The organism is Vulcaniibacterium tengchongense (genome assembly GCF_003814555.1).
Taxonomy (GTDB): domain Bacteria; phylum Pseudomonadota; class Gammaproteobacteria; order Xanthomonadales; family Xanthomonadaceae; genus Vulcaniibacterium; species Vulcaniibacterium tengchongense.
Genome location: NZ_RKQN01000001.1, coordinates 550,414 through 574,351, shown reverse-complemented (window position 1 = coordinate 574,351; position 23,938 = coordinate 550,414). Strand labels below are relative to the sequence as shown.

The following is a 23,938-nucleotide window of genomic DNA, read 5'->3' as shown; positions in this document are numbered from 1 at the left end:
GCATAGGCCCGGCTCGCGCGCGCGGCCTCCCGCAGGCACACTGTGGCGATGACCGAACCCATCGCCGATCTTTGCGCCCTGACCATCGCCGGCTCCGACTCGGGCGGCGGCGCCGGCATCCAGGCCGACCTCAAGACCTTCGCCGCGCACCGCGTGCACGGCCTCTCCGCGATCGCGGCGTTGACCGCGCAGCACACCCGCGGCGTGAGCGCCGTGCACGTGCCGGACGTCGGCTTCCTGCGCGCGCAGATCGACGCCTGCTTCGAGGATTTCGCGATCGGCGCGGTCAAGCTGGGCATGCTCGCCGATGCGCGGGTGATCGCCGCCGTCGCCGAGGCGCTGGAACGTCATCGCCCGGCGCACGTCGTGCTCGACCCGGTGATGGTGGCGACGTCGGGCGCCCGCCTGCTCGCCGCGGACGCGCTCGACGCGCTGCGCGGGCGCCTGCTCCCGCTCGCCACGCTGATCACGCCCAACCTGCCGGAGGCGGCGCTGCTGCTCGGCGAGCCGATCGGGGACGCCGAAGCGATGCGCGCCGCGCTGGCCGGCCTGCATCGGCTCGGCGCGCGCGGCGTGCTGCTCAAGGGCGGCCACCTGCCCGGCGGCGGCGAGGTCACCGACCTGTTCTCCGCCGGCGGCGAGGTCCTGGCCTTCGCCCATCCGCGCCTGCACGTCGAAGGCCACGGCACCGGCTGCACCCTCGCCTCCGCCGTGGCCGCGAACCTGTGCCGCGGCCTGGGCCTGGCCGACAGTTGCCGCGCGGCGGCCGACTACGTGCATGCGGCCCTGCGCGGCGGCTACCGGCCGGGGCGCGGCGACGTCGCGGTGCTGGACCATTTCGGAGCGGCGCCGCATGGCTGAGATCGCCGCGCGCGAGCTCGAAGCGCAAGCCGCCGATGGCCATCGCTGGCGATTGCTCGCGCGGATTCCCCCCGGACCGCGCGCGAGCCTGCTGTGGCTGCCGGCGATGGGCGTGGCCGCGCGCCACTACCTGCCGTTCGCCGAGGCGCTGGCCGCGCGCGGCGTGGCCGTGTTCGTGCACGAATGGCGCGGCCACGGGTCCAGCGGGCTGCGCGCGGACCGGCGCCACGACTGGGGCTACCGCGAACTGCTCGAGCTCGATCTGCCGGCGAGCGAGGCGCTGGTCGCACGGGCGGTGCCGGGCGTGCCGCGCATCGCCGGCGGCCACAGCCTCGGCGGCCAGCTGGCCTGCTGCCGGCGGGCGCTGGCGCCGGATGCGGCGCAGGCGCTGTGGCTGGTCGGAAGCGGCGCGCCGTACTGGCGTGCGTTCCCGCCGCGCACGCGCTGGTGGCTGCCGCTGGCCTATCGCCTGCTGCGCTGGCTGGCCGAACGCAACGGCGCCCTGCCCGGGCGCCGCATCGGTTTCGGCGGGCGCGAAGCGCGCGGCTTGATCCGGGACTGGAGCCGCAGCGGGCTGACCGGCCGCTACGCCGCCGCCGGGCTGCGGCGCGACCTGGAAGCGGCGCTGGCCGAGGTGGCGACGCCGGTACACGCGGTCGTCCTCGCCCAGGATTGGCTGGCGCCGGAATCCTCGTTGCGTTTCCTGCTGGCCAAGTTGCCGCGCGCGCCGCAGCGCGTCGATGCGCTCGACGCCGCCGCACTCGGCGCGCACGCCGACCACTATGCATGGATGCGGCGGCCGCAGGCGGTGGCCGAGCGGCTGCTGCACCCGCTCGACTGAAATGCAAGCCCGCCGGCGCGGGCCGCATGGCTCCCGCCCGGCACCGGATCGGCCGGCTGCCACGGTGCCAAGCGCGAGCGCAGGCGGGGCGCCGCTTCGATGCGCGCACGACATGGCAATCCGGGCATGACGCCCCGGCGTTGGCTCCACATTGTTCGTCTCCGTCGCATGCGGGCACGACGCCCGGTTGCCGGAGAAGCGGCGGGCCTGGAGCGCAATGGAACCTCGTGCGGAGGCGCGGGCCCCTTCCCCGTCTCTGGACCTGCGCAACCGGAGCGACGGCTTCGAGCGACCGATGCACGCATGCGGCCGCACGTCCGGCGCGCCGGGCGAGCCCGCGTGCGAGATGGCGCGGCCGTGGACGGCCGCGTCGCGGATCGCGGTCCCGCGAAGCGCCTGCGTGAGGCCGCTTCGCTTGCGCCGCGCGACGTGCTTGCCGTCCGCGGCGGCCGATGCACGACGACGTCGCGATGCGGCGCGGGCGACGCGCCGATCCACCGGGGCACCGACACGCGGCGCCATGCGACGGCTCGCCGGCGTGCGAAGCGAGGTACGGGAAAAAACAAAAGGCCGGCGAATCTGCATTCGCCGGCCTTCTGCGGTGTAGTGGCGCGCCCGGAGAGATTCGAACTCCCGACCACCAAGTTCGTAGCCTGGTGCTCTATCCAGCTGAGCTACGGGCGCGTAGTTGGAAAATTATGACGAGTGCTTTCGGATTCGTCAAACATTTTCCGGGGTTTCCCGCCTGCCGCGACGCCTGCTTGCGCATGCGCCCGCCGGCCGCGGCCGCCCGGAGGCGATCCGCCCGCCCGCTCCGAAAGAGGACGACCTTTGCCTTCGGCTGCCGCGCCAAGGCGAGGTTCGCGAGGATCGGAATGGACGCGACACGGCGAAACTGGCGGAGACTGAGGGATTCGAACCCTCGATGGAGCTTTTGGCCCCATACTCCCTTAGCAGGGGAGCCCCTTCGGCCTCTCGGGCAAGTCTCCGCGGAACTGCTGGCGACGCGGGCGCACAGGATAATGGCTCGCGTCGCCGACGGCAAACGATTTCCTCTTCGTCAGCCGGCCGCGTTGTTCTTGTTGGAGCCTTCGCCGGGGCCTTCGCCGCGCTGGATGCGTTGATAGATCTCTTCGCGGTGCACAGCGACATCTTTCGGTGCGGTGATTCCGATACGCACCTGGTTGCCCTTGACGCCGAGCACGGTGACGGTCACCGAGTCGCCGATCATCAGGGTTTCACCGACGCGACGCGTCAGGATTAGCATCTAACATCTCCTATGGCCGGCCACGGAACCGGCATGGGGACGCTCCCGGGAGCGCCTGAGGTTTTCGAACACAAAAACGTGGGCCATCTTAGCGAGCGGCCAGCGCAGGCCGCAACCGCAAGCCGCCCGCCGTCTTCCCTTCAGATAAGCATCCGTTCAACCCAACCGGGGACCCCGGCCAGGGCCTGGCTCAGGGCCGGGCCGTCGTCGCCGCCGCCTTGTGCCATGTCGGCGCGACCGCCTCCCTTGCCATTGATCTGGCCGGCAACGTGGGCGAGAAGTTCCCCCGCCTTCACCTTGCCCGCTGCGCTTCCGTTCACGCCGGCCACCAGCGCCGCCTTGCCCTGTTGGGCGCCGGCCAGCACGATGACGGCATCGCCGAGTTGCTGCTTGAGACGGTCCACCGCCTCGCGCAACGCCTTGGCGTCGAACCCTTCCAGGCGGGTCGCCACCACCTTGACCGCGCCGACCCGCACCGCCGAGGCGGCGAGATCCGCGGTCGCGCCGGAGGCGGCCTTGGCCTTGAAGGCGTCCAGTTCGCGCTCGAGCCGCTTCTGCTTCTCGAGCAGCGCCCGGAGCTTGTCGGCCACGTCCGCGGCGTTACCGCCGAGCAGACGCGCCGCTTCGCCGAGGCGGCGTTCCTCCTCGGCGATATGGTCCAGCGCGGCTTGGCCGGTCAGCGCCTCGATCCGGCGCACGCCGGCCGAGACGCCGCCTTCGGACACGATCTTAAACAGGCCGATGTCACCGGTGCGCGAAACGTGGGTGCCGCCGCACAATTCGGTCGAGGCCGAGCCCATCCGCAGCACCCGCACCCGCTCGCCGTACTTCTCGCCGAACAGGGCCAGGGCGCCGAAGTCCAGCGCCTCCTGCATGCCCATGTGGTGGACTTCGGCCTCGTGGTTGGCGCGGATGTCCGCGTTCACGCGACGCTCGATCTCGGCCAGTTCCGGCGCCGACAGCGGCGCGAAATGGGCGAAGTCGAAGCGCAGCCGGTCCGGCGCCACCAGCGAGCCCTTCTGGGTCACGTGGTCGCCGAGCACCGCGCGCAGCGCCGCGTGCAGCAGGTGCGTGGCCGAGTGGTTGAGCACGGTGGCGGCGCGGCGGACCTGGTCGACCGTCGCGCGCACGCGATCGCCGCGCGCCAGCGTGCCGGCGGCGAGCGTGCCGACATGGCCATGGAACTGGCCGGCGAACTTCTGCGTATCGCGCACCGCGAAGCGCGCGGCGCCCGCCTCCAGATCGCCGGTGTCGCCGACCTGGCCGCCGCTTTCGGCGTAGAACGGCGTGGCGTCGAGGATCACCACCGCCTCCTCGCCGGCCCCGATGCGCTCGACGGGACGGCCGTCCTTCAGCAACGCCAGCACCTGCAGATCGTCGGCGGCGAGCCGCTCGTAGCCGAGGAAGCGCGTCGCCGGCAGTTGCGCGGCGAGCTCCGCCGGCATCGTCGCGGCATTGCCGAACTTGCCGGCGGCGCGCGCGGTCTCGCGCTGCTGCTCCATCGCCGCCTCGAAGCCGGCCATGTCCACCGTCAGGCCGCGTTCGCGGGCGATGTCGGCGGTCAGGTCGACCGGGAAGCCGTAGGTGTCGTACAGCCGGAACGCGTCGGCGCCGGGGATGACGCCGCCGCTTGAGCGCGCCGCGACCTCGTCGAAGATGCGCATGCCGGCGTCGAGTGTTTCGGCGAAGCGTTCCTCCTCGGCCAGCAGCGCGCGCTCCACGAACTCGCGCTTGGCCGGCAGCTCGGGATAGGCCTCGCCCATCGCCTCGATCAGCGGCGCGACCATGCGATGGAAGAACGGCCCCTTCTGCCCCAGCATCCAGCCGTGGCGCAGCGCGCGGCGGATGATCCGGCGCAGCACGTAGCCGCGGCCCTCGTTGCCCGGCAACACGCCGTCGACGACCAGGAACGCGCAGGCGCGGATGTGGTCGGCGATCACCCGCAGCGACTTGTTGCCCAGGTCGGCGGTGCCGGTGAATTCGGCTGCTTTGGCGATCAGGTGCCGGAACAGGTCGATCTCGTAGTTGCCGTGCACGCCCTGCAGCACCGCGGCCAGGCGCTCCAGGCCCATGCCGGTGTCGACGCACGGGGCCGGCAGCGGCACCAGGGTGCCGTCGGGCTGGCGGTCGAACTGCATGAACACCAGGTTCCAGATCTCGATGAAGCGGTCGCCGTCCTCGTCCGGCGAGCCGGGCGGGCCGCCCGGGATGTGCGCGCCGTGGTCGTAGAAGATCTCGGTGCAGGGCCCGCAGGGGCCGGTATCGGCCATCTGCCAGAAGTTGTCCGAGGCGTACGGCGCGCCCTTGTTGTCGCCGATGCGGATGATGCGCTCGGCGGGCACGCCGATCTTGTTCAGCCAGATGCCGTAGGCCTCGTCGTCCGTGTGGTAGACGGTGATGGTGAGGCGGTCCGGGTCGAGCTTCCAGACGCCAGTCAGCAACTCCCAGGCCCAGGCGATCGCGTCTTCCTTGAAGTAGTCGCCGAACGACCAGTTGCCGAGCATCTCGAAGAAGGTGTGGTGGCGCGCGGTGTAGCCGACCGAATCCAGGTCGTTGTGCTTGCCGCCGGCGCGCAGGCAGCGCTGCACGTCGGCCGCGCGCACGTAGCCCGGCTTCTCGCTGCCGAGAAACACGTTCTTGAACTGGACCATGCCCGAGTTGGTGAACAGCAACGTCGGGTCGTTGGCCGGCACCAGCGGCGCGGACGGCACGATGGTGTGGCCTTTGCCACGGAAGAATTCGAGGAAATCGCGACGGATTTCGGTGGTGGTCTTCATGCTCGGGCGCGGAATGAGGGCACCGGGGCCGGACTGATGCGGCCGGTCCCGCCCCGCATGCATGGGGGCTTCGACTGGAGCAGGCAACCCAGGACCCGAAAGCCGCCTAGCGTAGCAGGGACGCCACGGCTCGTGCAGACCGCCGGAGGACCTGCCGATCCGGCCGGCCGCACGAAGCCCGGGCGATCCCCTGGTTGGCTGCGGTGGCCCGGCTGTCGCGCCCGCGCCCTGGATGAACGGCTTCAGCCGAGCTCGTCGTCGAAGTCGCAGCGCGTCGCGGCGCGGACGCTGGCGGCATCGAAGCCGCGCCGCAGCAGGAAGTCGGCCGCTTTGCGCTGCAGCGCCGGATCGTCGGCCAGCGCCGGGCCGAAGCGGCGCCGGACCAGATCGCGGGCGTTCTCGCTCCAATCGCCCTCGAAGCTCGCCAGGGCCCGGCTCAGGGCCTCGCCGTCGATGCCGTGGGTGCGCAACTCGGCCCGGATCCGCACCGGGCCGTAGCCGGCCCCGGCGCGGCTGCGCACCAGGCTTTCGGCGAAGCGCGCGTCGTCCTGCCAGCCCTGCCCGGCCAAGGTCTCCACCGCGGCGGAGGCGGCGGCCGGGTCCAGGCCGCGCGCCTGCAATTTGCGGGTCAGCTCGCGCCGCGAGTGCTCGCGCCGGACCAGCAGCCCCAGCGCCCGCTGTACCGGGGTCTGCTCGCGCGGCTTGCGCCGGCGCGGCGGCTCGCCGGCGCCGGCGCCGGCTTCATGCGGCTCCTCCTCGCGCATCGCCCGTCAAGACGCCGTCAAGCGTCCACGTCCTCGATTTCGTCGACCTCGCGCGAGGCCTCGGCCGGGACGTACTTTTCGCGCAGCGCGGCCTCGAGCTTGGCCGCCAGCTGCGGGTTCTCCTTCAGGTACTGGCGGGCGTTCTCCTTGCCCTGGCCGATGCGCTCGCCGTCGTAGGCGTACCAGGCGCCGGACTTCTCGACCAGCTTGGCCTCCACGCCCATGTCGATCAATTCGCCCTCGCGCGAAATGCCCTCGCCGTAGAGGATCTCGGTGACGACCTGCTTGAACGGCGGCGCCAGCTTGTTCTTGACCACCTTGATCCGGGTCTGGTTGCCGATGATCTCGTCGCCCTTCTTGATCGAGCCGATGCGGCGGATGTCCAGGCGCACCGAGGCGTAGAACTTCAGCGCGTTGCCGCCGGTGGTGGTCTCCGGGCTCTGGCCCGGCATCATCACGCCGATCTTCATGCGCAGCTGGTTGATGAAGATCACCAGGCAGTTGGAACGCTTGATGTTGCCGGTCAGCTTGCGCAGCGCCTGGCTCATCAGGCGCGCCTGCAGGCCCGGCAGCTGGTCGCCCATCTCGCCTTCGATTTCCGCCTTGGGCGTCAGCGCGGCGACCGAGTCGACCACGACCAGGTCGATCGCGCCCGAGCGCACCAGCATGTCGGCGATCTCCAGCGCCTGCTCGCCGGTGTCCGGCTGGCTGAGCAACAGGTCGTCGACGTTGACGCCGAGCTTGGCGGCGTAGATCGGGTCGAGCGCATGCTCGGCGTCGATGAAGGCGCAGGTGCCGCCCTGCTTCTGGCACTGGGCGATGGCCTGCAGGGTCAGGGTGGTCTTGCCCGAGGACTCGGGGCCATAGATCTCGACCACGCGGCCCTTGGGCAGGCCGCCGATGCCGAGGGCGATGTCGAGCATCAGCGAGCCGGTCGGCACCGCCTCGGCGGCCTCGATCGTGCGATCGCCCATGCGCATCACCGAGCCTTTGCCGAACTGCTTCTCGATCTGGCCCAGGGCGGCCGAAAGGGCGCGCTTCTTGTTCTCGTCCATCGTTGGAATCCTCGGGGTCGTGTGCGGGTTGGAAGGCAATCTAGCGGGCATGGTTCGCACGGGTTGAGACGCCGGCGCGCCGCAGGCGGGACATTAATCCGATGCCGCCGGCGCTCGCCGCAGGCGACCCGCCGATGCGGGCGTCGGAAAACGCCGCGTCGCGGCGCCGGCGAACGCCGCGATGAGCAGCAGGGCTCACCGGTTCGGCCTCACCAGGCCACAGTACAGGCCTTCGATCGCGAAATCCTGACCGGGCTCGACCTCGATCGGCGCGTAGTCGGGATTGCGCGGCAACAGGCGGATCCGGTCCTTGCCGATCTTCAGCAGCTTGACGGTGATCTCGTCGTCGATGCGCGCGACCACGATCTGGCCCGAGCGCGCGTCGCGGGTGCGGTGCACGCCGATCAGGTCGCCGTCGAAGATGCCTTCGTCGCGCATCGAATCGCCCTTGACCTTGAGCAGGTAGTCGGGCGTCGGCGAGAACAGCACGCGGTCGAGCAGGACGTAGTCCTCGCTGCCGATGTCGGCGCCGATCGGCCGGCCGGCCGCGACCTGGCCCAGCACCGGCAGGCGCAGCCCGGCCTCGTCGGACGCAGGCGCCGGGGAGGCTCCGGCGCCATCGCCCGGCAACGCCCCAGGGGCCACGCACAGGCGGATGCCGCGGGCACGGCCCGGCATGCGCTGGATCGCCCCGGCCTGCTCCAGCGCCTCGAGGTGGTACTGGGCCGCGCGGACGCTGGAAAAGCCCATCGCCCGCGCGATCTCGGTCTGCGACGGCGGCACGCCCTCGGCCTCGATCCGCTCGGCGATCAGGGCGAGGATGGCGCGTTGGGTATCGGAGATGTCCATTAGTAGCAATGCTACTAACAAAGCGGCGGTTGTCAACCGCCGGCGAGAAAAAGGAAGAGGCACCCGGGACGAGGCGCCCAGGCTTTGCCGGAGCGACCCCGACGCCCGTTCCCGCCCCGTTCCTCAGGCCATGAGGTCCAACAGCCCGTGCAGGGCCGCGGCGACGGTCTGCCGCCGGACCTGCTCGCGGTCGCCGTCGAAGTGGAAGGTGACGGCGGTGGGATAGCCGCCGCGGCGCTTCCAGGCCAGCCAGACGGTGCCGACCGGTTTCTCCTCGGTGCCGCCGCCGGGGCCGGCGATGCCGGTCACGGCGACGGCGAGAGTCGCCCCGGAGTGGACCAGTGCGCCGGAGACCATCTCGATCACCGTCTCGCGGCTGACCGCGCCGTGCTGCTCCAGCGTCTGCGGGCGCACGGCCAGCAGCGCCTGCTTGGCCTCGTAGCCGTAGGCGACCATGCCGCACTCGAACCAGGCCGAGGAGCCGGGAATGTCGGTGATGGTCTTGGCGATCCAGCCGCCGGTGCAGCTCTCGGCGGTGACCAGGGTATGGCGGTGGGCGCGCGCGGCTTCGCCGACCTGTTCGGCCAGGCGGCGCAGCGCGGCATCGGAGACGTCGGTTCGCATCCGCGCACTATAGCGGGCCGGCCGGCGCGTGCCACGGTCGTCGGCCGCGGCGCGGCGGCGCGGCCAATGCGTCCGGCGCGGCCATGCGGCATCCGTCGCCGCATCCGTGCAACTCAGATCGACAGATCGCGGCAGTCGGCGCGGCGTTCGCCGCCCGCGAACGCCGCCGCGTGCAGGGTCCGGACCAGTTGCGCGGAGTGGAACGGCTTTTCCACCACCGGATAGCCGCGCAGGTCCTCGCGGATGCCGTGCTCGCCGTAGCCGGTGATGAACACCAGCGGCACGCCGCGCGCCTGCAGCGCGTCGGCCACGGGGAAGACCTCCCGCCCGGCGATGTTGACGTCGAGCAGCGCCAGGTCGAACCCGCCGCGCTCGATCGCCTGCAGCGCCTCGGGCACCGACGCCACGTTCGCGGCCACCTCCCAGCCGAGATCGCTCAGCATGTCCTCGAGCATCATCGCCAGCAGGCTCTCGTCTTCGACGATCAGCACGCGCGGGGAGCCGGACGGTTTCATGAAGGCCTCATGCGTAGGGTACGTCGATGAGGCAGTTCACTCCGCCGGCATCGAAAGCGAGATGGACGCGACCGCCCAGGTCGCGGACGATGCTGCGCTCGATGAAGCGCGTGCCGAAGCCGCGCTTCGCCGGCTCGGCGACGGGCGGGCCGCCGCTCTCGCGCCATTCGAGCCGAAGGCGGTGCCCGCCGCCCTCCCCTTCGAGCCGCCAGGTCAGCGCGACGCGCCCGCTCTCGCGCGAGAGGGCGCCGTACTTGGCCGCGTTGGTCGTCAGTTCGTGCAGGGCCATGACCAGGGTCAGCGCCAGCCGCGGCGACAGCGCGATGTCGTGGCCGTCGCGCAGCACGCGCGGCTCGCCGGCCTGCGCGTACGGCGCCAGTTCGGCGTCGAGCAGTTCGCTCAGGCCCAGGCGGGTCCAGCTGCGGCGGGTCAGCAGGTCGTGCGCGTGGCTCAACGCCAGCAGCCGCCCCTGGAACTTGTCGATGAAGTCCTGCGGATCGGGCGAGGCGCGGAAGGTCTGCAGCGCGATCGACTGCACCGCGGCCAGGGTGTTCTTGACCCGGTGGTTGAGCTCGTTGATCAGCGCCAGCTGCTGCTCCTCGGCCTGCTTGCGCTGGGTGATGTCGACCAGCATGTTGACCGCGCCGACCACCTGCCCGTTCTCGTCGCGCAGTGGCGTCGGGAACGGGATGAACGGCACGCGCGTGCCGTCCGGGCGCTCGGCGATCGCCTCGGCGCCGCGGATCTCGCGTTGCTCCCGCAGCGCCACCGCCATCGGGCAGCGGTCGTGCGGCAGCGGCGTGCCGTCGGTCTCGTACAGCTTCCACGACACGCACCACTCGTCGCTGCCCAGCTGCGGCCGGCGGCCGGAGAAGGCCACCGCCGCCTCGTTGTAGAAGGTGATCCGGCCCTCGGCGTCGGTCATGTACACGGCCGCGGGCATGGCGTTGAGGATATCGCGCAGCTGGCGCTCGCTCTCGCGCAAGGCCTCGTAGGCGGCGTGCTGCTCGGTGACGTCGATCGTGAAGCAGCGCGTATGGGCGAGCTCGCCTTCGCGGAAATGCGCGTTCGACGTGATCTGCACGTGCTTGATCGAGCCGTCCCTGGCGCGCAGGCGCGCGGTGCGCTTGTCGATCCTCTCGCCGGACCTGAGGCGGCGGAGGATGTCCTCGATCACCGGCCCGTCGACGTGGAAATCGGTGATCCGGCGGCCGATGTACTCCTCGGGAGCGTAGCCGAGCATGTCGAGCTCGGCCTGGTTCGCGCGCACGATGGTGCCGTCCGCGGCGACCACGTGCAGCCCCACCGCGCCGTTCTCGAAGAAGTCCTCGAGGTCGCGCCGGTGGCGCAGCACCTGCTCCTCGGCGCGCTTGCGCTCGGTGATGTCGCGGAAGCAGTTGATCGCGCCGGTGATCCGCCCCGCCTCGTCGCGGAGGGCTTCGATGTCGACCAGTACGATGCGGCGGCTCCCGTCGGGACGCTCGACCGCCACCTCCTGGCCGTAGGCCGGCTCGCCGGTGAGCAGCGCATGCGCCATCGGCGTGCGGTCGTGCGGCAGGTGGGTGCCGTCGGGCAGGTACAACCGCAACGCGCCGCAGAAGCGCTCGCAGCGGTCGCCGGTCTTCGGCGTGCGCCCCCACAGGCGCACGGCGTGGCGGTTGAACCGGAGGATCATGCCCTCGGCGTCGCAGACGTAGACCGCGGCCGGGATCGCATCGAGCACCGCCTGCTCGGCATGGGCGAGCGCCTCGAGCCCGTTCAAGGTTTCGATCGAGCCGCTGTCACGGTCTTCCGGGCTGACGATCGCGGACATAAGGCCTTGTGAATGGCAACGACGCCTCGACTATAAGGCAGGTGCCTGTACGGGCCTTCACGCAAGCGTGTAGGCCCGCAGCGAGCCGCACGCGGCGCGCCGCAGGCAGGCGGCGCCGAAGCTGTGCCACCCGAGCCTGCGCCGGTGCGCCGGCAGCGATGCGTCGACGGCGGTGAGCGGCCGCGCCGTGCCACGCGGTTCGCCGCGACCGCGTCCGCGACGTCCGCTTCCGCTCGCATGGCTGCGGCGTCGGGCCGGCGCCGAAGCGGCCGGGCATTCGGCGGGTCGGGCATGGTCGGCAGGAACGGCCATCCGAATCACAAACCGGGCGCCAGGGCAATGGCGCGCAACGCCGCCCGCGGCTGCTAGCCTTTGCACCTTCGCACGCCGGCCGCGCCGGCCCGCCCCTCTTCCATTCGCGATCCATGAGCCCAGCCGACCGGCCGCAAGAGCACACGCCGCTGATGAAGCAGTATTTCGCCGCCAAGGCGGAGCATCCGGACGTGCTGCTGTTCTTCCGCATGGGCGATTTCTACGAGCTGTTCTACGACGACGCGCGCAAGGCCGCGCGGCTGCTGGACATCACCCTGACCCAGCGCGGCCAGTCCGCCGGGCAGCCGATCCCGATGGCCGGCGTGCCGCACCATTCCGCCGAGAGCTACCTGGCGCGGCTGGTCGCGCTGGGCGAATCGGTGGCGATCTGCGAGCAGATCGGCGACCCGGCGCTGGCCAAGGGCATCGTCGAACGCAAGGTGGTGCGCATCGTCACCCCGGGCACGGTCACCGACGAGGCCCTGCTCAACGAACGCCGCGACACCCTGCTGCTGGCGATCGCGCGCGGCAGGTCGGGTTTCGGCCTGGCCTGGGCCGACCTCGCCGGCGGCCGCTTCCTGGTCAACGAGGTCGGCAACGAGGACGCGCTCGAGGCCGAGCTGGCGCGGCTGGAGCCGGCCGAGGTGCTGATCGCCGACGAGGACGGCTGGCCCGGCTGCGTGCTCGAACGCAGCGGCCTGCGCCGGCGCGCGCCGTGGCTGTTCGATCCCGACAGCGGGCGCCGCCAGCTGCTGCGCTTCTTCGCGCTGCACGACCTGTCCGGCTTCGGCCTGGAGGATCGGCCGCTGGCGGCGGCCGCGGCGGCCGCGCTGCTCGGCTACGTCGAGGAGACGCAGAAGCAGCGGCTGCCGCACCTGACCTCGATCGCGGTCGAATCCGGCGACGGCGCGATCGCGATGAACGCCGCCACGCGCCGCCATCTCGAGCTCGACACCCGCGTCGACGGCGACCACCGCCACACCCTGCTCGGGGTGCTCGACAGCACGGTGACGCCGATGGGCGGGCGCCTGCTGCGGCGCTGGCTGCACCGCCCGCTGCGCGACCGCGCGACCTTGCGCCTGCGCCACCAGGCGGTGGCGACGCTGATCGAATCGCGCGCGTTCGAGGCCTTGCGCGAGGGGTTCCGCGCGCTCGGCGACCTCGAACGCATCCTCGCCCGCGTCGCCCTGCGCAGCGCGCGCCCGCGCGACCTGTCCACGTTGCGCGACGGCCTCGGCCTGCTGCCGGACGTGCGCGCCGTGCTCGCTCCGCTGGACTCGCCGCGGCTGCGCGAGCTGGCCGCCGAGCTCGGCGAGCACGACGCGCACGCGCACCTGCTGAAGTCGGCGATCGTCGCCCAGCCGCCGGTGCTGGCGCGCGACGGCGGCGTGTTCGCGGAAGGCTACGACGCCGAACTCGACGAGCTGCGCCGGCTGTCCACGAACGCCGACCAGTTCCTGATCGACCTGGAGGCGCGCGAGAAGGCCGCCACCGGCATCCCGACCCTGAAGGTCGGCTACAACCGCGTGCACGGCTACTACATCGAGATCAGCAAGGCGCAGGCCGACAAGGCCCCGGCCCACTACACGCGCCGGCAGACCCTGACCGGCGCCGAGCGCTACATCACCGAGGAGCTCAAGCGGTTCGAGGACAAGGTGCTGTCGGCGCGCGAACGCGCGCTGGCGCGCGAACGGCTGCTGTACGAACAGCTGCTGGACGCGCTGAACGAGCGGCTGGAGCCGCTCAAGCGCTGCGCCGCGGCGCTGTCCGAGCTCGACGTGCTGGCCTGCTTCGCCGAGCGCGCGCAGACCCTGGACTGGACCGCGCCGGAACTGGCCGAAGCGCCGGGGCTGCGGATCGAGCGCGGCCGCCATCCGGTGGTCGAGGCGGTGCGCGAGGAGCCGTTCGAGCCGAACGACCTGGTCCTCGACGAGGACCGGCGCATGCTGGTGATCACCGGCCCGAACATGGGCGGCAAGAGCACCTTCATGCGCCAGAACGCGCTGATCGTGCTGCTCGCCCACATCGGCAGCTTCGTGCCGGCCGCGCGCGCGGCGATCGGTCCGATCGACCGCATCCTGACCCGCATCGGCGCCGGCGACGACCTCGCCCGCGGGCAGTCGACCTTCATGGTCGAGATGAGCGAGACCAGCTACATCCTGCACCACGCCACCGCGCAGTCGCTGGTGCTGATGGACGAGATCGGCCGCGGCACCTCGACCTACGACGGCTTGGCGCTGGCCGAGGCCTGCGCACGCCACCTGGCCCAGCACAACCGCGCCTTCACCCTGTTCGCCACGCATTATTTCGAACTGACCGCGTTGGCCGAGCCGGGCAGCGGCATCGCCAACGTGCACCTGGACGCGGTCGAGCACGGCGACCGGCTGGTGTTCATGCACGCGGTCAAGGACGGTCCGGCGGACCGCAGCTTCGGCCTGCAGGTGGCCGCGCTGGCGGGCCTGCCCAAGGCGGTGATCCAGACCGCGCGCAGCCGCCTGGCCGAACTGGAGCAGCAGGGCCGCGACGCGCCCAAGCCCTCGTTCGCGCAGCCGGCGCTGGACAGGCCGCAGCAATTCGGGCTGTTCGCGCCCTCCTCGGCCGCGCTGGACGCGCTGGCGGCGATCGACCCGGACGAACTGACCCCGAAGCAGGCGCTGGAAGCCCTGTATCGGCTCCGGGCGCTGCTTTGAGGCTTGTTCGGACCGGCGCTGGACCACGGCGCCGGTGGCGGGAAGACGGCGCGCCATCGGCAGCCTCAATCGCTGGACACAGATCCATTGGGTTCATATATAGATAAAAGCTATCGGAACCCTCGGAACAATCGATTTCATTTGGCTCGGCGGGGCCACTAAGGTGCGTGGACCCTTTGTGAAAGGACCTCGCCATGAGCCAGCCGAAGCCCCCCGCCCTTCTCACCACCAGCGCCGGCAATCCGATCGCCGACAACCAGAACTCGCTCAGCGCCGGCCCGCGCGGGCCGCTGCTGCTGCAGGATTACCAGTTGATCGAGAAGCTCGCCCACCAGAACCGCGAGCGCGTTCCCGAGCGCGTGGTCCACGCCAAGGGCTGGGGCGCCTACGGCAGCCTCACCGTCACCGGCGACATCTCCCGCTACACCAAGGCCAAGGCGCTGCAGCCGGGCGCCAAGACCGACCTGCTGCTGCGCTTTTCCACCGTCGCCGGCGAACTCGGCGCCGCCGACGCCGAGCGCGACGTGCGCGGCTTCGCGGTCAAGTTCTACACCCCGGAAGGCAACTGGGACCTGGTCGGCAACAACACGCCGGTGTTCTTCATCCGCGACCCGCTGAAATTCCCCGACTTCATCCACACCCAGAAGCGGCACCCGCGCAGCAACCTGCGCTCGCCGACCGCGATGTGGGACTTCTGGTCGCTGTCGCCGGAATCGCTTCACCAGGTGACGATCCTGTTCTCCGACCGCGGCCTGCCGACCGACGTGCGCCACATCAACGGCTACGGCTCGCACACCTACAGCCTGATCAACGACGCCGGCGAGCGGGTCTGGGTGAAGTTCCACTTCAAGACCCTGCAGGGCCACCGCCACTGGACCAACGACGAAGCGGCGCGGGTGATCGGCCGCAGTCGCGAGTCGACCCAGGAAGACCTGTACGCGGCGATCGAGAAGGGCGACTACCCGCGCTGGAAGATGCAGGTGCAGGTGATGACCGAAGCGCAGGCCGACGAATGGTCGGCGCGCACCGGCTGGAACCCGTTCGACCTGACCAAGGTCTGGCCGCACGCCGACTTCCCGCCGATCGACGTCGGCGTGCTCGAGTTGAACCGCAATCCGGACAACTACTTCGCCGAAATCGAGCAGGCGGCGTTCTCGCCGTCGAACATCGTCCCCGGCATCGGCTTCTCGCCGGACAAGATGCTGCAGGCGCGCGTTTTCAGCTACGCCGACGCGCACCGCTACCGCCTGGGCACCCACTACGAGGCGCTGCCGGTGAACGCGCCGCGTTGCCCGGTGCACCACTACCACAAGGACGGCGCGATGCGCTTCTTCCGCAACGACAGCGGCAACCCGGACGCGTACTACGAGCCCAACTCGTTCGGCGGGCCGCGCGAGGACAAGCGCTTCGCCGAACCGCCGCTGCCGCTGCACGGCGACGCCGACCGCTACAGCCATCGCGACGGCAATGACGACTTCACCCAGCCGGGCAACCTGTTCCGCCTGTTCGACGAGGCGCAGAAGCAGCGCCTGTTCGCCAACATCGCCGCCGCGATGCAGGGGGTGCCGGAGGCGATCCAGCGCCGCCAGATCGCGCTGTTCGCCAAGTGCGACCCGGCGTACGGCGCCGGCGTGGCGCGCGCGCTCGGGCTGGAACCGGCGGACGATCGCCTCAAGGGCAGCAGCGCGACCGACCGGCCCGTGGAGGTCGGCGCCTGACGGCGGCGTGGCCCGGCGCGCTCGCCGGGCCTTTTCTTCCGCGCAGGCACGGACACGCGCCTTGCGCGCCACGCCGTCCGCCCGCGCCGGCCTGCGGCGGCGAGCGCAACGTGGAGCGGGCCCGCGGCCGAACGGTCATGCCGCGGCGCCCGAACGGGGTTAGGATCGGGTTCCCCGACATGAATGGACCGCCATGAACGCCTCGCTGACCGAAGAGTTGTTCGCCCAGTTGCAAGGACAGCCGCTTGCCGAAATCGGCGGTCGCCTCGGCCTGCCGCCGGAGCAGGCCGCCGGCGCCGTCTCCGCCGCACTGCCGCTGCTGCTCGGCGCGCTGGGCCGCAATGCCGGCCAGCCGCAGGGTGCGGAGGCGCTGTTCGGGGCGCTGCAGCGCGACCATGCCGGCGCCGACCTGGGCTCGGTGCTCGGCACCGTGCTCGGCGGCGGCGGCCAGGGCGGCCAGATCCTCGGCCATATCTTCGGCGCGCGCGAGCAGACCGCCGCGCAGGGCCTGGGCGCGGCCACCGGCCTCGGCGGCGACCGGGCCGGCGACCTGATGAAGATGCTGGCGCCGATCGTGCTGGCCTTCCTCGCCAAGCGCATGTTCGGCGGCAACGGCGCGCCGGCGCAGGCCTCGCCCAACCTGCTCGGTCAGGTGCTGGGCCAGGAACGCAGCCGCATCGCCCAGCAGGGCGGCGTCGGCGGCGGCCTGCTCGGCGCGGTGCTCGACCGCGACGGCGACGGCGATACCGACGTGTCCGACCTGCTCGGCCTGGCCGGTTCGCTGCTCGGCGGACGGCGCTGACCGCACGAAGCCGCCGCGCTTTCCGGACCGGAACGCGGCGGCCGCCGGCACCTCGCGCGCGTTCCCGCAATGCGACGCGAGCGCGAAGGGCGCCTCGGCCGGCCCGCGGCTTTCGGCCGCTGGCGGGTCCGCGAGCGGTGCCGCTCGGCTCGCCCGTTGCGAACGCCGCCGCGCCCGGACGGTAGGACCCGCGAACGAAACGGGCGGCGCAGCGCGCATCCGCGGACGGGGCGTTCGCGGACAGGCGCTGGCGCGATGCGCCCGCGGCCGAGTGGGCGCGCAACCGCCGCACGCCGACCGCCGATCATGGGCGCACCGGAGCGCGCGCCTCAGAGCGCGTCGATGTCGCCCAGCGCGCGGATCAGCCGGCGCGCGCGCTTGTCCGGCTTGCTGGCGGGGGCCTGGTAGCCGTTGCGCTCGGCCGCGCGCAGGGCGCGGGCCTGCTCGCGCGCCTGGCGCGACGCCTCGCTTTCGGCGTACAACGTCTGCGCGACCTTGGCCGGCCCGCGTACGTCGTCGAGCCCGCGCACCTCGATCTCGAACACGTCCTCGCCGCGCACCACGCGCAAAGCGTCGCCCACGCGCACCGCGCGCGAGGGCTTGGCGCGCTGGCCGGCGACCTCGACCTTGCCGGTTTCGATCGCCTGCTTGGCCAGCGCCCGGGTCTTGAAGAAGCGCGCCGCCCACAGCCAGGCATCGAGGCGCACCGAATCGCGCGGGGAGGAATCGGGGAGGCTTGCGGACACGGTCATCGGCCGCCGGGCGGCGGTGCGGGTTCGGGACGTCGCTGAGGTTCGAGGCGGACGCGCAGTTCGTGCGCGCGGTCGGTGGCCTCCTGGCAGGCCTTGGACACGTAGGCGTCGCGCTGCAGCTGCCGCGCTGCCGCGCCTTCGGGCCGCGGCAGCGAAGCCGCCTCGCGCTCCTGCTCGGCGCACCACGGGTAAGGATAGGCCACGTGATCCGCATCGGCGACTGGCCACAGGCCGGCGCACGCCGCCAGCGCCAGGGGCAGCAGCATCGCGGCGGCTTTCGGTACGGGCTTCATCGGCGGCTCCGGGCTCCGGGACATCCGGCCATTCTGCCTCGCCTGCCGCGCGGCCGCAGAAGCGCGAACGGCCGCCGAGGCGGCCGTCCGCGCGGATCGCGCCGAAGCGCTCCGGCCTTACTCCGACTTGGAGTAGGCGGACAGGTCTTCCTTGATGCGCGCCTTCTTGCCTTCCAGGCCGCGCAGGTAGTACAGCTTGCCGGCGCGGACCTTGCCGCGGCGCTTCACTTCGACCGAGGCGATGGTCGCGCTGTGGGTCTGGAACACGCGCTCGACGCCGTAGCCGTGCGAGATCTTGCGCACGGTGAACGAGGAGTTCAGGCCGGCGTTCTTGATCGCGATGACCACGCCCTCGTACGCCTGCACGCGCTCGCGGTTACCTTCCTTGACCTTGACGTTGACGACGACGGTGTCGCCCTGGCTGAAGTCCGGCAGCTTGCGCTGGATCTGCTCGGCTTCGAAGTTCTGCACCAGCGTGTGGATGGAGGGCTTGTTCATGGTCTGGCCTGTTGGAGTCGTTGTAGCGCGAGTGCACGTGGACCCGCGTCGTGGCATGGGCGGAGCTGAATAAGTCGCGCATTATAGCGGGCTTTTCACGGCCATGGCTAGCCGCCCTGCGCTTCCGCGCACGGCCCCCGCCGTCGGAATCTCGCGGCCGGCCGAGACCGCGGGTCCTCGCCGGCTAGTCCTCGCCCGCCCGCGCCGCGCGGTATTCGTCGAGCAGGCGCCGATCGGCCTCCGACAGGGCGGCCTCGTCGAGCAGCTCCGGTCGCCGCTGCCAGGTCCGGCCCAGGGCCTGCATCCGCCGCCAGCGGGCGATGCGGGCGTGGTCGCCGGACAGCAGCACTTCCGGCACCCGGCCCAGCTCGTGCTCGACCGGGCGGGTGTAGTGCGGGCAGTCGAGCAGCCCGTCCTCGAAACTGTCCTGGGCCGCGGACTCGGCGTCGTTCAGCGCCCCCTCCTGCAACCGCGCGACCGCGTCGATCACCACCGCCGCGGCCAGTTCGCCGCCGGACAGCACGTAGTCGCCGATCGACAGCTCCTCGTCGACCTCGGCGCGCAGCAGGCGCTCGTCGACGCCTTCGTAGCGGCCGCAGAGCAGGATCAGCCGTTCGCGCCCGGCCAGTTCGCGCACCTTGGCCTGGGTCAGCGGCGCCCCCTGGGGGCTCAGGTAGATCGTGCGCGCCGGCGCCGGGTCGGCCGCACGCGCGGCGCGCAGCGCGCCGCGCAGCGGATCGATCAGCATCACCATGCCCGGCCCGCCGCCGAACGGGCGGTCGTCCACGCGGCGGTAGTTGCCCTCGGCATGGTCGCGCGGGTTCCAGCCGTGCAGCGCGAGCAGCCCGCGCTCGCGCGCCCGGCCGACCACGCCGAACGCGGCGCATTGGCCGACGAACTCGGGAAACAGGCTGATGACGTCGATGCGCATGGGGCAGGCTCGGGCGGCGGGTTCGGAGGGCAGCTTAAGGATGTCGTCGCGCCGCGCGAAAGCGATCGCCGCGCCGGACTTGCGCGCCGACGCGGCGCCCTCCTGGCGCGGGACGCAGGCGCGGCGGCGGCGCGATGCGGCCGCGGTACGCCGCGACGCGCGAAGGCGCGATTCTTGCGCCCGGCGCGGCGAAAACCGCGGGGCTCGTCAGAAGTCGGGGTCCCAGTCGACCGTGATCACGCCGGCGTCGAAGTCGACCGCGACGACGTATTGCGGCTGCACGAACGGGATCATCCGCTCGCGCTCGCCGTCGTGCGCGACCAGCACGTCGTTCGCGCCCGTGGCGAACAAGTGCGAAACCGTGCCCAGGTCGGCGCCCTCGCGGTTGCGCACGCGCAGCCCTTCCAGGTCGACCCAGTAGTACTCGCCCGGCTTCGGCGGCGGCAGCGCCGAGCGCGGCACGTGGATCTCGGTGCCGCGCAGCGCCTCGGCGGCGTCGCGGTCCGCCACCCCGGGGAAGTGCGCGACCAGGTGCTTGCCGCCGTCGCGGCCGCGCACTCCGCGCAGCTCGCGCTCGCCGCCGCGCGCGTCGCGCAGGCACCACGGCTGGTAGCGGAAGATCGCGGTGCGCGGCTCGGTCCAGGACTCGAGCTTGACCTCGCCGCGAACGCCGAAAGCGCCGGTCACCCTGCCCAACAGGATGCGGCGCTCGGATTCGGTCATGAGGCGAAACCGGCCGCGCGGAGCACGCGCGGCCTGGGGATCAGGCCGCGGCCGCGGCGGACCTGGCCGCTTCCTTGTACAGCGCGGCGACCTTGTCGGTCAGCTGCGCACCGTTGGCGATCCAATGCTGGACGCGCTCGACGTTCAGTTCCACACGCTTCTCGGCGCCCTGGGCGACCGGGTTGTAGTAGCCGACGCGCTCGATGTTGCGGCCGTCGCGTGCGCTGCGGCTGTCGGTGACGACGATGTGGTAGAACGGACGCTTCTTGGCGCCACCACGCGCCAGACGGATCTTGACCATTGCGGTTCCTGTGTTGCCCAGCGGTCGGAATGACCGGGTAAGCCGGTTATTGTAGGCCATTGATCGGGCGAAGGAAACCTGCACCGTCCGCGATGGGCGTCCTGGCCGCGCGCAGCCCGGGCTTCGTCATCCGGTCGCGCCTGCCTTCTCCACCCCAGCCCCGCCCGAGCGGGAACGGCGCCGGTGGCGGCGCCGCTGCCGTGTCGCCCCGCGTCCCGCCGGCCGGCGGGACGCGCCTTCGCAGTCAGGGGGTGACCGTCAACCGCACCGGCACGCCGAGCAGCGGCTGGTTCGGGTCGTTGCTGGCGAGGCAGACGCGGCCGCGATACCGGCCCGGCGCCAGGCCGGCGGCGCTGACCGCCACCGTCAACGTCTGCGCCGCGGCGCCCTGGGCGGTGCCGGACGCCGGGGTCACCGCGGTCAGCCAGGGCGCGCCGCAGGCCACCAAGCCGCTCACCTCGAACGCGAGGCCGGGGCTGCCGATCGGCGACCAGGCGGCGGAACTCGCCGGCAGCACCGCCAGCGGCGGCAGCCCCGCGGCCTGGTTCGACTGGTACCACGCCCAGCGGTTCGCGAACGTGGCGTCGATGTGCACCGTCATCCAGTACTTGCCCGGCTGCAAGCGCACCTGCTGCCCGGCGAGCACCGGATCGAACATCAGCCAGTTGTTCGGCGAGCCCATGCCCGGTCCGTTGGGCGCGCTGGTATAGCTCCACACCGCGCGCTCACGCGAGGTCTGCGGATTGCCGGCCGGCACGCCGCCGGCGTCGGGGAACACCGCCCAGGTCACGCTTTGCGCGATCGACGCCACCGGGTTCCCCGACGGGGTGAAGCCGTTCGCGGAAAGGAAGTTCAGCGTGACCGGTTCTTCGACGTCGAAGTCGTCGGCGGCGTAGCTGCCGGTGTTCTGGTCGGTGTAGAAGGTGGCGCGGGTGCCGACGGTGACGCCGTCGTTGGTCGAGGCGTGCAGCATGGCGCCGACCGGCCGGGAGTCGTCGCGGCGGAACTGCAGGACGCCACCGCCGCCGTTGCCGACGCTCAGCTGCGCCTGGCCGCTCTGGCCGGCGGCCAGGGTCAGCTCGATCCCGGCGTCCGGCGCGACCACGATCGCCGGCTCCGGCACCGCCACCGCGACCGGCAGGTGCAGTTCAGGCGAACGGAACCCGCCGAGCGGCTTCAGTTCCACCCGGCCGAAATGCCAGCGGCCGTCGGCGGGCAGCCGCCGGGTGTCGACCTCGATCTTCAGCTTCACGCGCTGCCCGGCGCCAACCGCGAACACCGCCGGCGACACCGTGCCGCGCACGCCCTCCAGCCGCGCGAGCCAGAACGCGACCGGCCGGCGGGTGCCGCGGAAGGTGCGCTCGAAACGGCAGCGCTCGATGCAGCGCGCATTGCCCAGGCTGGGCAGGTTGAGCGCATGCACCTGCCCGCCCGCGGCGGGATCGGCGGCCAGGAAGTTCTCGGTGGTCTCGTCCATCACCAGGCCGGCGCGCGCCGCCAGGTCGACGCGGATCCGGCCGGCGCCGCGCGCGAACGGGTCCGCCGGAGTGGCGCCGTCCTCCTTCAGCACGCGCTCCTTCGCGGTCATCATCAGCGCCGACTTGATCTCCGCGGCGCTCCAGGACGGATGCAGCTGGCGCAGCAATGCGGCGGCGCCGGCGACGTGCGGCGACGCCATCGAGGTGCCGTTCAGCAGCTCGACCAGGTCCTCGTGGCCGGCGATGGTGTCGCCCGCCGAGGCCGCCAGCACGGCGACGCCGGGCGCGGCCACGTCGGGCTTGACCAGGTCGTAGGCGGTCGGCCCGCGCGAGCTGAAGTCGCCCATCTGGTCGGGCGTGTTCGGCCGGACGGTGGCCGGGAACGGGATCGCCGCGGTCGCCTCGGCATGGGCCTGGGCGAAGTCGCGCAGCGCATCGCCGTCGCCCTGGGCGACCAGGAACACCGGCACGGTGGTGCCCGGGACCGAGGGCGTGGTCACGCCGGGCTGGTTGTTCGCGATGACCACCGCGATCGCGCCGGCCGCCGCCGCGTTGTTCGCCTTGACCGAGAAGTTGCAGGTGCCGCGGCGGACCAGCGCGATCGCGCCCTGGAACGCGCCGGGCGGGTACGCGGCGCAGCCGTCGCTGGCGGTGTCGATGCCGGCGCTGGCCCTGAGCGGCGTGGTCCCGGGAATGTCCGCGGCGTGCTCGATGCCGCCGCTGCCGGGCGCGAGGGCGATGTCCTGCAGGTTCGCCGGAGGCGTGCCCGGGCCGGTGACGGCGAGCAGGAAATCGAAGCCGCCGCGCCCGTGCTGCAGCGCGCCGGCGGTCGCGACCCACGGCTCGACGTGGCCGAGCGTGCCGGAGGCCGGGCCGGAATTGCCGGCCGAGGCGGCGACGAAAATGCCGGCGTCGGTCGCGGCCAGGAAGGCCTGCGACACCGCCTCGCTCCACGGGCTGGTGCCGCCGCCGATCGAGAAGTTGATCACGTCGACGCCGTCGGCCATCGCCTGGTTGACCGCCGCCACCGAGGACACGTTCGGGCACAGGCCGCGGTCGGTCGCGATCTCGGTGTAGCAGACGTCGTAGGCGATCAGGTTGGCGTGCGGGGCGACGCCGGAGATGCGCCGCTGCACGCCGCGCAGGGTCGCGGTGCGGACGTTGCCGGCGGCGGTGGAGGCGGTGTGGCTGCCGTGGCCGTTGCTGTCACCGAAGCCGGGCTCCTCGCGCAGGCCGGCCACGCCGCACAGGTTGGCCGGCGCGCCGCAGACGAAGTCGTAGCCGCCGATCAGCTTGTCGTTGCAGCGCCCCGCGTCGACGCCGCCGGGCGCGCAGGTGCCCAGATGGTTGCCGCTGCCGAGCGGATTCCGGTGCCGGTAGCCGTCGCCGCCGACCGCCGCGAAGGAGGGACTGCCGAAGTTGATGCCCGAATCGATGACGCCGACCACCACGCCCTCGCCGAGCGCGCCGCGCCGGTGCTGGCGGCGCCGGCCGTCGTCGATCAGGCCCGGCGGCAGGCCGGTTCCCTCCTCCCATACCTCGTCCGCGCCGATGAAACGCGGACCGACGTCGGTGTCGAGCTCGTACTCGCGGTAGCCCTCGATCAAGGCGACTTCGGGCAGCCGCGCCAGCTCCTCCGCCTCGATCGGGGTGAGGTCGGCGATCACGCCGTTGAACGCGTGCTGCATGCGCAGGCGCACGTTCAGCGGGCGCCCGATCGCGCTGCCGATGCGCGCCTCGTGGTCGCGCTGGCGCGCCGCCAGGTCGGCGACGTAGGCGCGCGCGGACGCGCTGGCCACGTCGACCCGCCCGCCTTCGCCGGCGCCGCCGGTGCGCGCGGGCGCGGCCAGGCCGGGGCGTTCGCCGCGGTAACGGGCCAGCGCCGGCTCGGCGAAGCCGATGATGTAGGGCCGGGCGGCGTTCGGGTCGCGGTCGGACGACGCCGCGGCCGCCGGCGGCGGGCCGTCATCGGCGGGCGAGGATTGCGCGGTGGCGCCGGAGAGCGCGATCAGCAGCGCCGCGGCGAGCGCGACGCCGGTCTTTCTGCCTGCGTACATCAGAATCCCTCCTGTTG

The 23,938-nt window shown here is 72.1% G+C and carries 20 protein-coding genes and 2 tRNA genes; 5 read left to right on the top strand and 17 right to left on the bottom strand.

Annotation, left to right across the window (positions count from 1 at the left end; all coding sequences use genetic code 11):
• Nucleotides 1-48: 48 nt before the first annotated feature.
• Together thiD and EDC50_RS02665 are read left to right on the top strand one after the other, a co-directional pair.
• Nucleotides 49-861, top strand: coding sequence for a bifunctional hydroxymethylpyrimidine kinase/phosphomethylpyrimidine kinase (gene thiD / locus EDC50_RS02670; protein WP_123768912.1), 813 nt, complete (start codon nucleotides 49-51; stop codon nucleotides 859-861).
• A complete protein-coding gene (locus tag EDC50_RS02665) occupies nucleotides 854-1,702 on the top strand; it encodes an alpha/beta hydrolase family protein (protein ID WP_123768911.1) in 849 nt (282 codons plus the stop codon). The genes thiD and EDC50_RS02665 overlap by 8 nt, the downstream gene beginning before the upstream one ends.
• A gap of 607 nt (nucleotides 1,703-2,309) precedes the next feature.
• Here the strand turns inward: EDC50_RS02665 and EDC50_RS02660 are convergent.
• The 10 genes from EDC50_RS02660 to EDC50_RS02615 form a co-directional block, all read right to left on the bottom strand.
• Nucleotides 2,310-2,386, bottom strand: a tRNA-Arg gene (locus EDC50_RS02660).
• Between the two features lie 212 nt (nucleotides 2,387-2,598).
• Nucleotides 2,599-2,691, bottom strand: a tRNA-Ser gene (locus EDC50_RS02655).
• Nucleotides 2,692-2,762: 71 nt separating this feature from the next.
• Nucleotides 2,763-2,969: a carbon storage regulator CsrA gene (gene csrA / locus EDC50_RS02650; protein WP_123768910.1), complete on the bottom strand. Its 207-nt coding sequence runs from the start codon at nucleotides 2,967-2,969 to the stop codon at nucleotides 2,763-2,765.
• Nucleotides 2,970-3,109: 140 nt separating this feature from the next.
• Nucleotides 3,110-5,746: an alanine--tRNA ligase gene (alaS, locus tag EDC50_RS02645; RefSeq protein ID WP_123768909.1), complete on the bottom strand. Its 2,637-nt coding sequence runs from the start codon at nucleotides 5,744-5,746 to the stop codon at nucleotides 3,110-3,112.
• A gap of 242 nt (nucleotides 5,747-5,988) precedes the next feature.
• Nucleotides 5,989-6,510, bottom strand: coding sequence for a recombination regulator RecX (recX, locus tag EDC50_RS02640; RefSeq protein ID WP_123768908.1), 522 nt, complete (start codon nucleotides 6,508-6,510; stop codon nucleotides 5,989-5,991).
• A gap of 17 nt (nucleotides 6,511-6,527) precedes the next feature.
• Nucleotides 6,528-7,565, bottom strand: a complete 1,038-nt coding sequence (gene recA / locus EDC50_RS02635) for a recombinase RecA (RefSeq protein ID WP_123768907.1) — start codon at nucleotides 7,563-7,565, stop codon at nucleotides 6,528-6,530.
• A gap of 195 nt (nucleotides 7,566-7,760) precedes the next feature.
• A complete protein-coding gene (gene lexA / locus EDC50_RS02630) occupies nucleotides 7,761-8,414 on the bottom strand; it encodes a transcriptional repressor LexA (protein ID WP_123768906.1) in 654 nt (217 codons plus the stop codon).
• Between the two features lie 123 nt (nucleotides 8,415-8,537).
• Nucleotides 8,538-9,038 (bottom strand): CinA family protein, encoded by a 501-nt coding sequence (locus tag EDC50_RS02625; protein WP_123768905.1) that lies wholly within the window; start codon nucleotides 9,036-9,038, stop codon nucleotides 8,538-8,540.
• A 113-nt stretch (nucleotides 9,039-9,151) separates the two neighbouring features.
• A complete protein-coding gene (locus EDC50_RS02620) occupies nucleotides 9,152-9,553 on the bottom strand; it encodes a response regulator (RefSeq protein ID WP_123768904.1) in 402 nt (133 codons plus the stop codon).
• Nucleotides 9,554-9,560: 7 nt separating this feature from the next.
• Complete coding sequence (locus EDC50_RS02615; RefSeq protein ID WP_123768903.1) at nucleotides 9,561-11,366, bottom strand: sensor histidine kinase; 1,806 nt, start codon at nucleotides 11,364-11,366, stop codon at nucleotides 9,561-9,563.
• A 425-nt stretch (nucleotides 11,367-11,791) separates the two neighbouring features.
• Between EDC50_RS02615 and mutS the strand changes: the two genes are divergently transcribed.
• The 3 genes from mutS to EDC50_RS02600 all read left to right on the top strand — a co-directional run bounded on the left by mutS (nucleotide 11,792) and on the right by EDC50_RS02600 (nucleotide 16,888).
• The gene (gene mutS, locus EDC50_RS02610; RefSeq protein ID WP_199742055.1) at nucleotides 11,792-14,368 is read left to right on the top strand and encodes a DNA mismatch repair protein MutS; all 2,577 of its coding nucleotides are present in this window, start codon (nucleotides 11,792-11,794) and stop codon (nucleotides 14,366-14,368) included.
• Between the two features lie 194 nt (nucleotides 14,369-14,562).
• Nucleotides 14,563-16,086: a catalase gene (locus tag EDC50_RS02605; protein ID WP_123768902.1), complete on the top strand. Its 1,524-nt coding sequence runs from the start codon at nucleotides 14,563-14,565 to the stop codon at nucleotides 16,084-16,086.
• A gap of 193 nt (nucleotides 16,087-16,279) precedes the next feature.
• The gene (locus EDC50_RS02600) at nucleotides 16,280-16,888 is read left to right on the top strand and encodes a DUF937 domain-containing protein (RefSeq protein ID WP_123768901.1); all 609 of its coding nucleotides are present in this window, start codon (nucleotides 16,280-16,282) and stop codon (nucleotides 16,886-16,888) included.
• Between the two features lie 329 nt (nucleotides 16,889-17,217).
• Here EDC50_RS02600 and EDC50_RS02595 read toward each other — a convergent pair whose 3' ends face one another.
• The 7 genes from EDC50_RS02595 to EDC50_RS02565 form a co-directional block, all read right to left on the bottom strand.
• Nucleotides 17,218-17,640, bottom strand: coding sequence for an RNA-binding S4 domain-containing protein (locus EDC50_RS02595; protein ID WP_123768900.1), 423 nt, complete (start codon nucleotides 17,638-17,640; stop codon nucleotides 17,218-17,220).
• Nucleotides 17,637-17,933: a hypothetical protein gene (locus tag EDC50_RS02590; protein WP_123768899.1), complete on the bottom strand. Its 297-nt coding sequence runs from the start codon at nucleotides 17,931-17,933 to the stop codon at nucleotides 17,637-17,639. The genes EDC50_RS02595 and EDC50_RS02590 overlap by 4 nt, the downstream gene beginning before the upstream one ends.
• A 117-nt stretch (nucleotides 17,934-18,050) precedes the next feature.
• Nucleotides 18,051-18,431 carry a 50S ribosomal protein L19 gene (gene rplS, locus EDC50_RS02585; protein WP_123768898.1) on the bottom strand — a complete coding sequence of 127 codons (381 nt, stop codon included), beginning with the start codon at nucleotides 18,429-18,431 and terminating at the stop codon, nucleotides 18,051-18,053.
• Between the two features lie 184 nt (nucleotides 18,432-18,615).
• Entirely contained in the window at nucleotides 18,616-19,362 is a 747-nt protein-coding gene (trmD, locus tag EDC50_RS02580) for a tRNA (guanosine(37)-N1)-methyltransferase TrmD (protein ID WP_123768897.1), read from the bottom strand.
• 207 nt (nucleotides 19,363-19,569) lie between these two features.
• A complete protein-coding gene (gene rimM, locus EDC50_RS02575; RefSeq protein ID WP_123768896.1) occupies nucleotides 19,570-20,085 on the bottom strand; it encodes a ribosome maturation factor RimM in 516 nt (171 codons plus the stop codon).
• A 40-nt stretch (nucleotides 20,086-20,125) separates the two neighbouring features.
• Nucleotides 20,126-20,386: a 30S ribosomal protein S16 gene (gene rpsP, locus EDC50_RS02570; RefSeq protein ID WP_123768895.1), complete on the bottom strand. Its 261-nt coding sequence runs from the start codon at nucleotides 20,384-20,386 to the stop codon at nucleotides 20,126-20,128.
• Nucleotides 20,387-20,630: 244 nt separating this feature from the next.
• A complete protein-coding gene (locus EDC50_RS02565; RefSeq protein ID WP_123768894.1) occupies nucleotides 20,631-23,921 on the bottom strand; it encodes a S8 family serine peptidase in 3,291 nt (1,096 codons plus the stop codon).
• Nucleotides 23,922-23,938 lie beyond the last annotated feature (17 nt).

Coding starts and splice junctions, on each gene's coding strand:
- EDC50_RS02565 (WP_123768894.1), bottom strand. CDS start 23,921: ATGTACGCAGGCAGAAAGACCGGCGTCGCGCTCGCCGCGGCGCTGCTG.
- EDC50_RS02615 (WP_123768903.1), bottom strand. CDS start 11,366: ATGTCCGCGATCGTCAGCCCGGAAGACCGTGACAGCGGCTCGATCGAA.
- rimM (WP_123768896.1), bottom strand. CDS start 20,085: ATGACCGAATCCGAGCGCCGCATCCTGTTGGGCAGGGTGACCGGCGCT.
- EDC50_RS02590 (WP_123768899.1), bottom strand. CDS start 17,933: ATGAAGCCCGTACCGAAAGCCGCCGCGATGCTGCTGCCCCTGGCGCTG.
- csrA (WP_123768910.1), bottom strand. CDS start 2,969: ATGCTAATCCTGACGCGTCGCGTCGGTGAAACCCTGATGATCGGCGAC.
- EDC50_RS02600 (WP_123768901.1), top strand. CDS start 16,280: ATGAACGCCTCGCTGACCGAAGAGTTGTTCGCCCAGTTGCAAGGACAG.
- rpsP (WP_123768895.1), bottom strand. CDS start 20,386: ATGGTCAAGATCCGTCTGGCGCGTGGTGGCGCCAAGAAGCGTCCGTTC.
- EDC50_RS02605 (WP_123768902.1), top strand. CDS start 14,563: ATGAGCCAGCCGAAGCCCCCCGCCCTTCTCACCACCAGCGCCGGCAAT.
- thiD (WP_123768912.1), top strand. CDS start 49: ATGACCGAACCCATCGCCGATCTTTGCGCCCTGACCATCGCCGGCTCC.
- EDC50_RS02665 (WP_123768911.1), top strand. CDS start 854: ATGGCTGAGATCGCCGCGCGCGAGCTCGAAGCGCAAGCCGCCGATGGC.
- EDC50_RS02620 (WP_123768904.1), bottom strand. CDS start 9,553: ATGAAACCGTCCGGCTCCCCGCGCGTGCTGATCGTCGAAGACGAGAGC.
- rplS (WP_123768898.1), bottom strand. CDS start 18,431: ATGAACAAGCCCTCCATCCACACGCTGGTGCAGAACTTCGAAGCCGAG.
- recX (WP_123768908.1), bottom strand. CDS start 6,510: ATGCGCGAGGAGGAGCCGCATGAAGCCGGCGCCGGCGCCGGCGAGCCG.
- EDC50_RS02595 (WP_123768900.1), bottom strand. CDS start 17,640: ATGACCGTGTCCGCAAGCCTCCCCGATTCCTCCCCGCGCGATTCGGTG.
- trmD (WP_123768897.1), bottom strand. CDS start 19,362: ATGCGCATCGACGTCATCAGCCTGTTTCCCGAGTTCGTCGGCCAATGC.
- mutS (WP_199742055.1), top strand. CDS start 11,792: ATGAGCCCAGCCGACCGGCCGCAAGAGCACACGCCGCTGATGAAGCAG.
- alaS (WP_123768909.1), bottom strand. CDS start 5,746: ATGAAGACCACCACCGAAATCCGTCGCGATTTCCTCGAATTCTTCCGT.
- recA (WP_123768907.1), bottom strand. CDS start 7,565: ATGGACGAGAACAAGAAGCGCGCCCTTTCGGCCGCCCTGGGCCAGATC.
- EDC50_RS02625 (WP_123768905.1), bottom strand. CDS start 9,038: ATGCGAACCGACGTCTCCGATGCCGCGCTGCGCCGCCTGGCCGAACAG.
- lexA (WP_123768906.1), bottom strand. CDS start 8,414: ATGGACATCTCCGATACCCAACGCGCCATCCTCGCCCTGATCGCCGAG.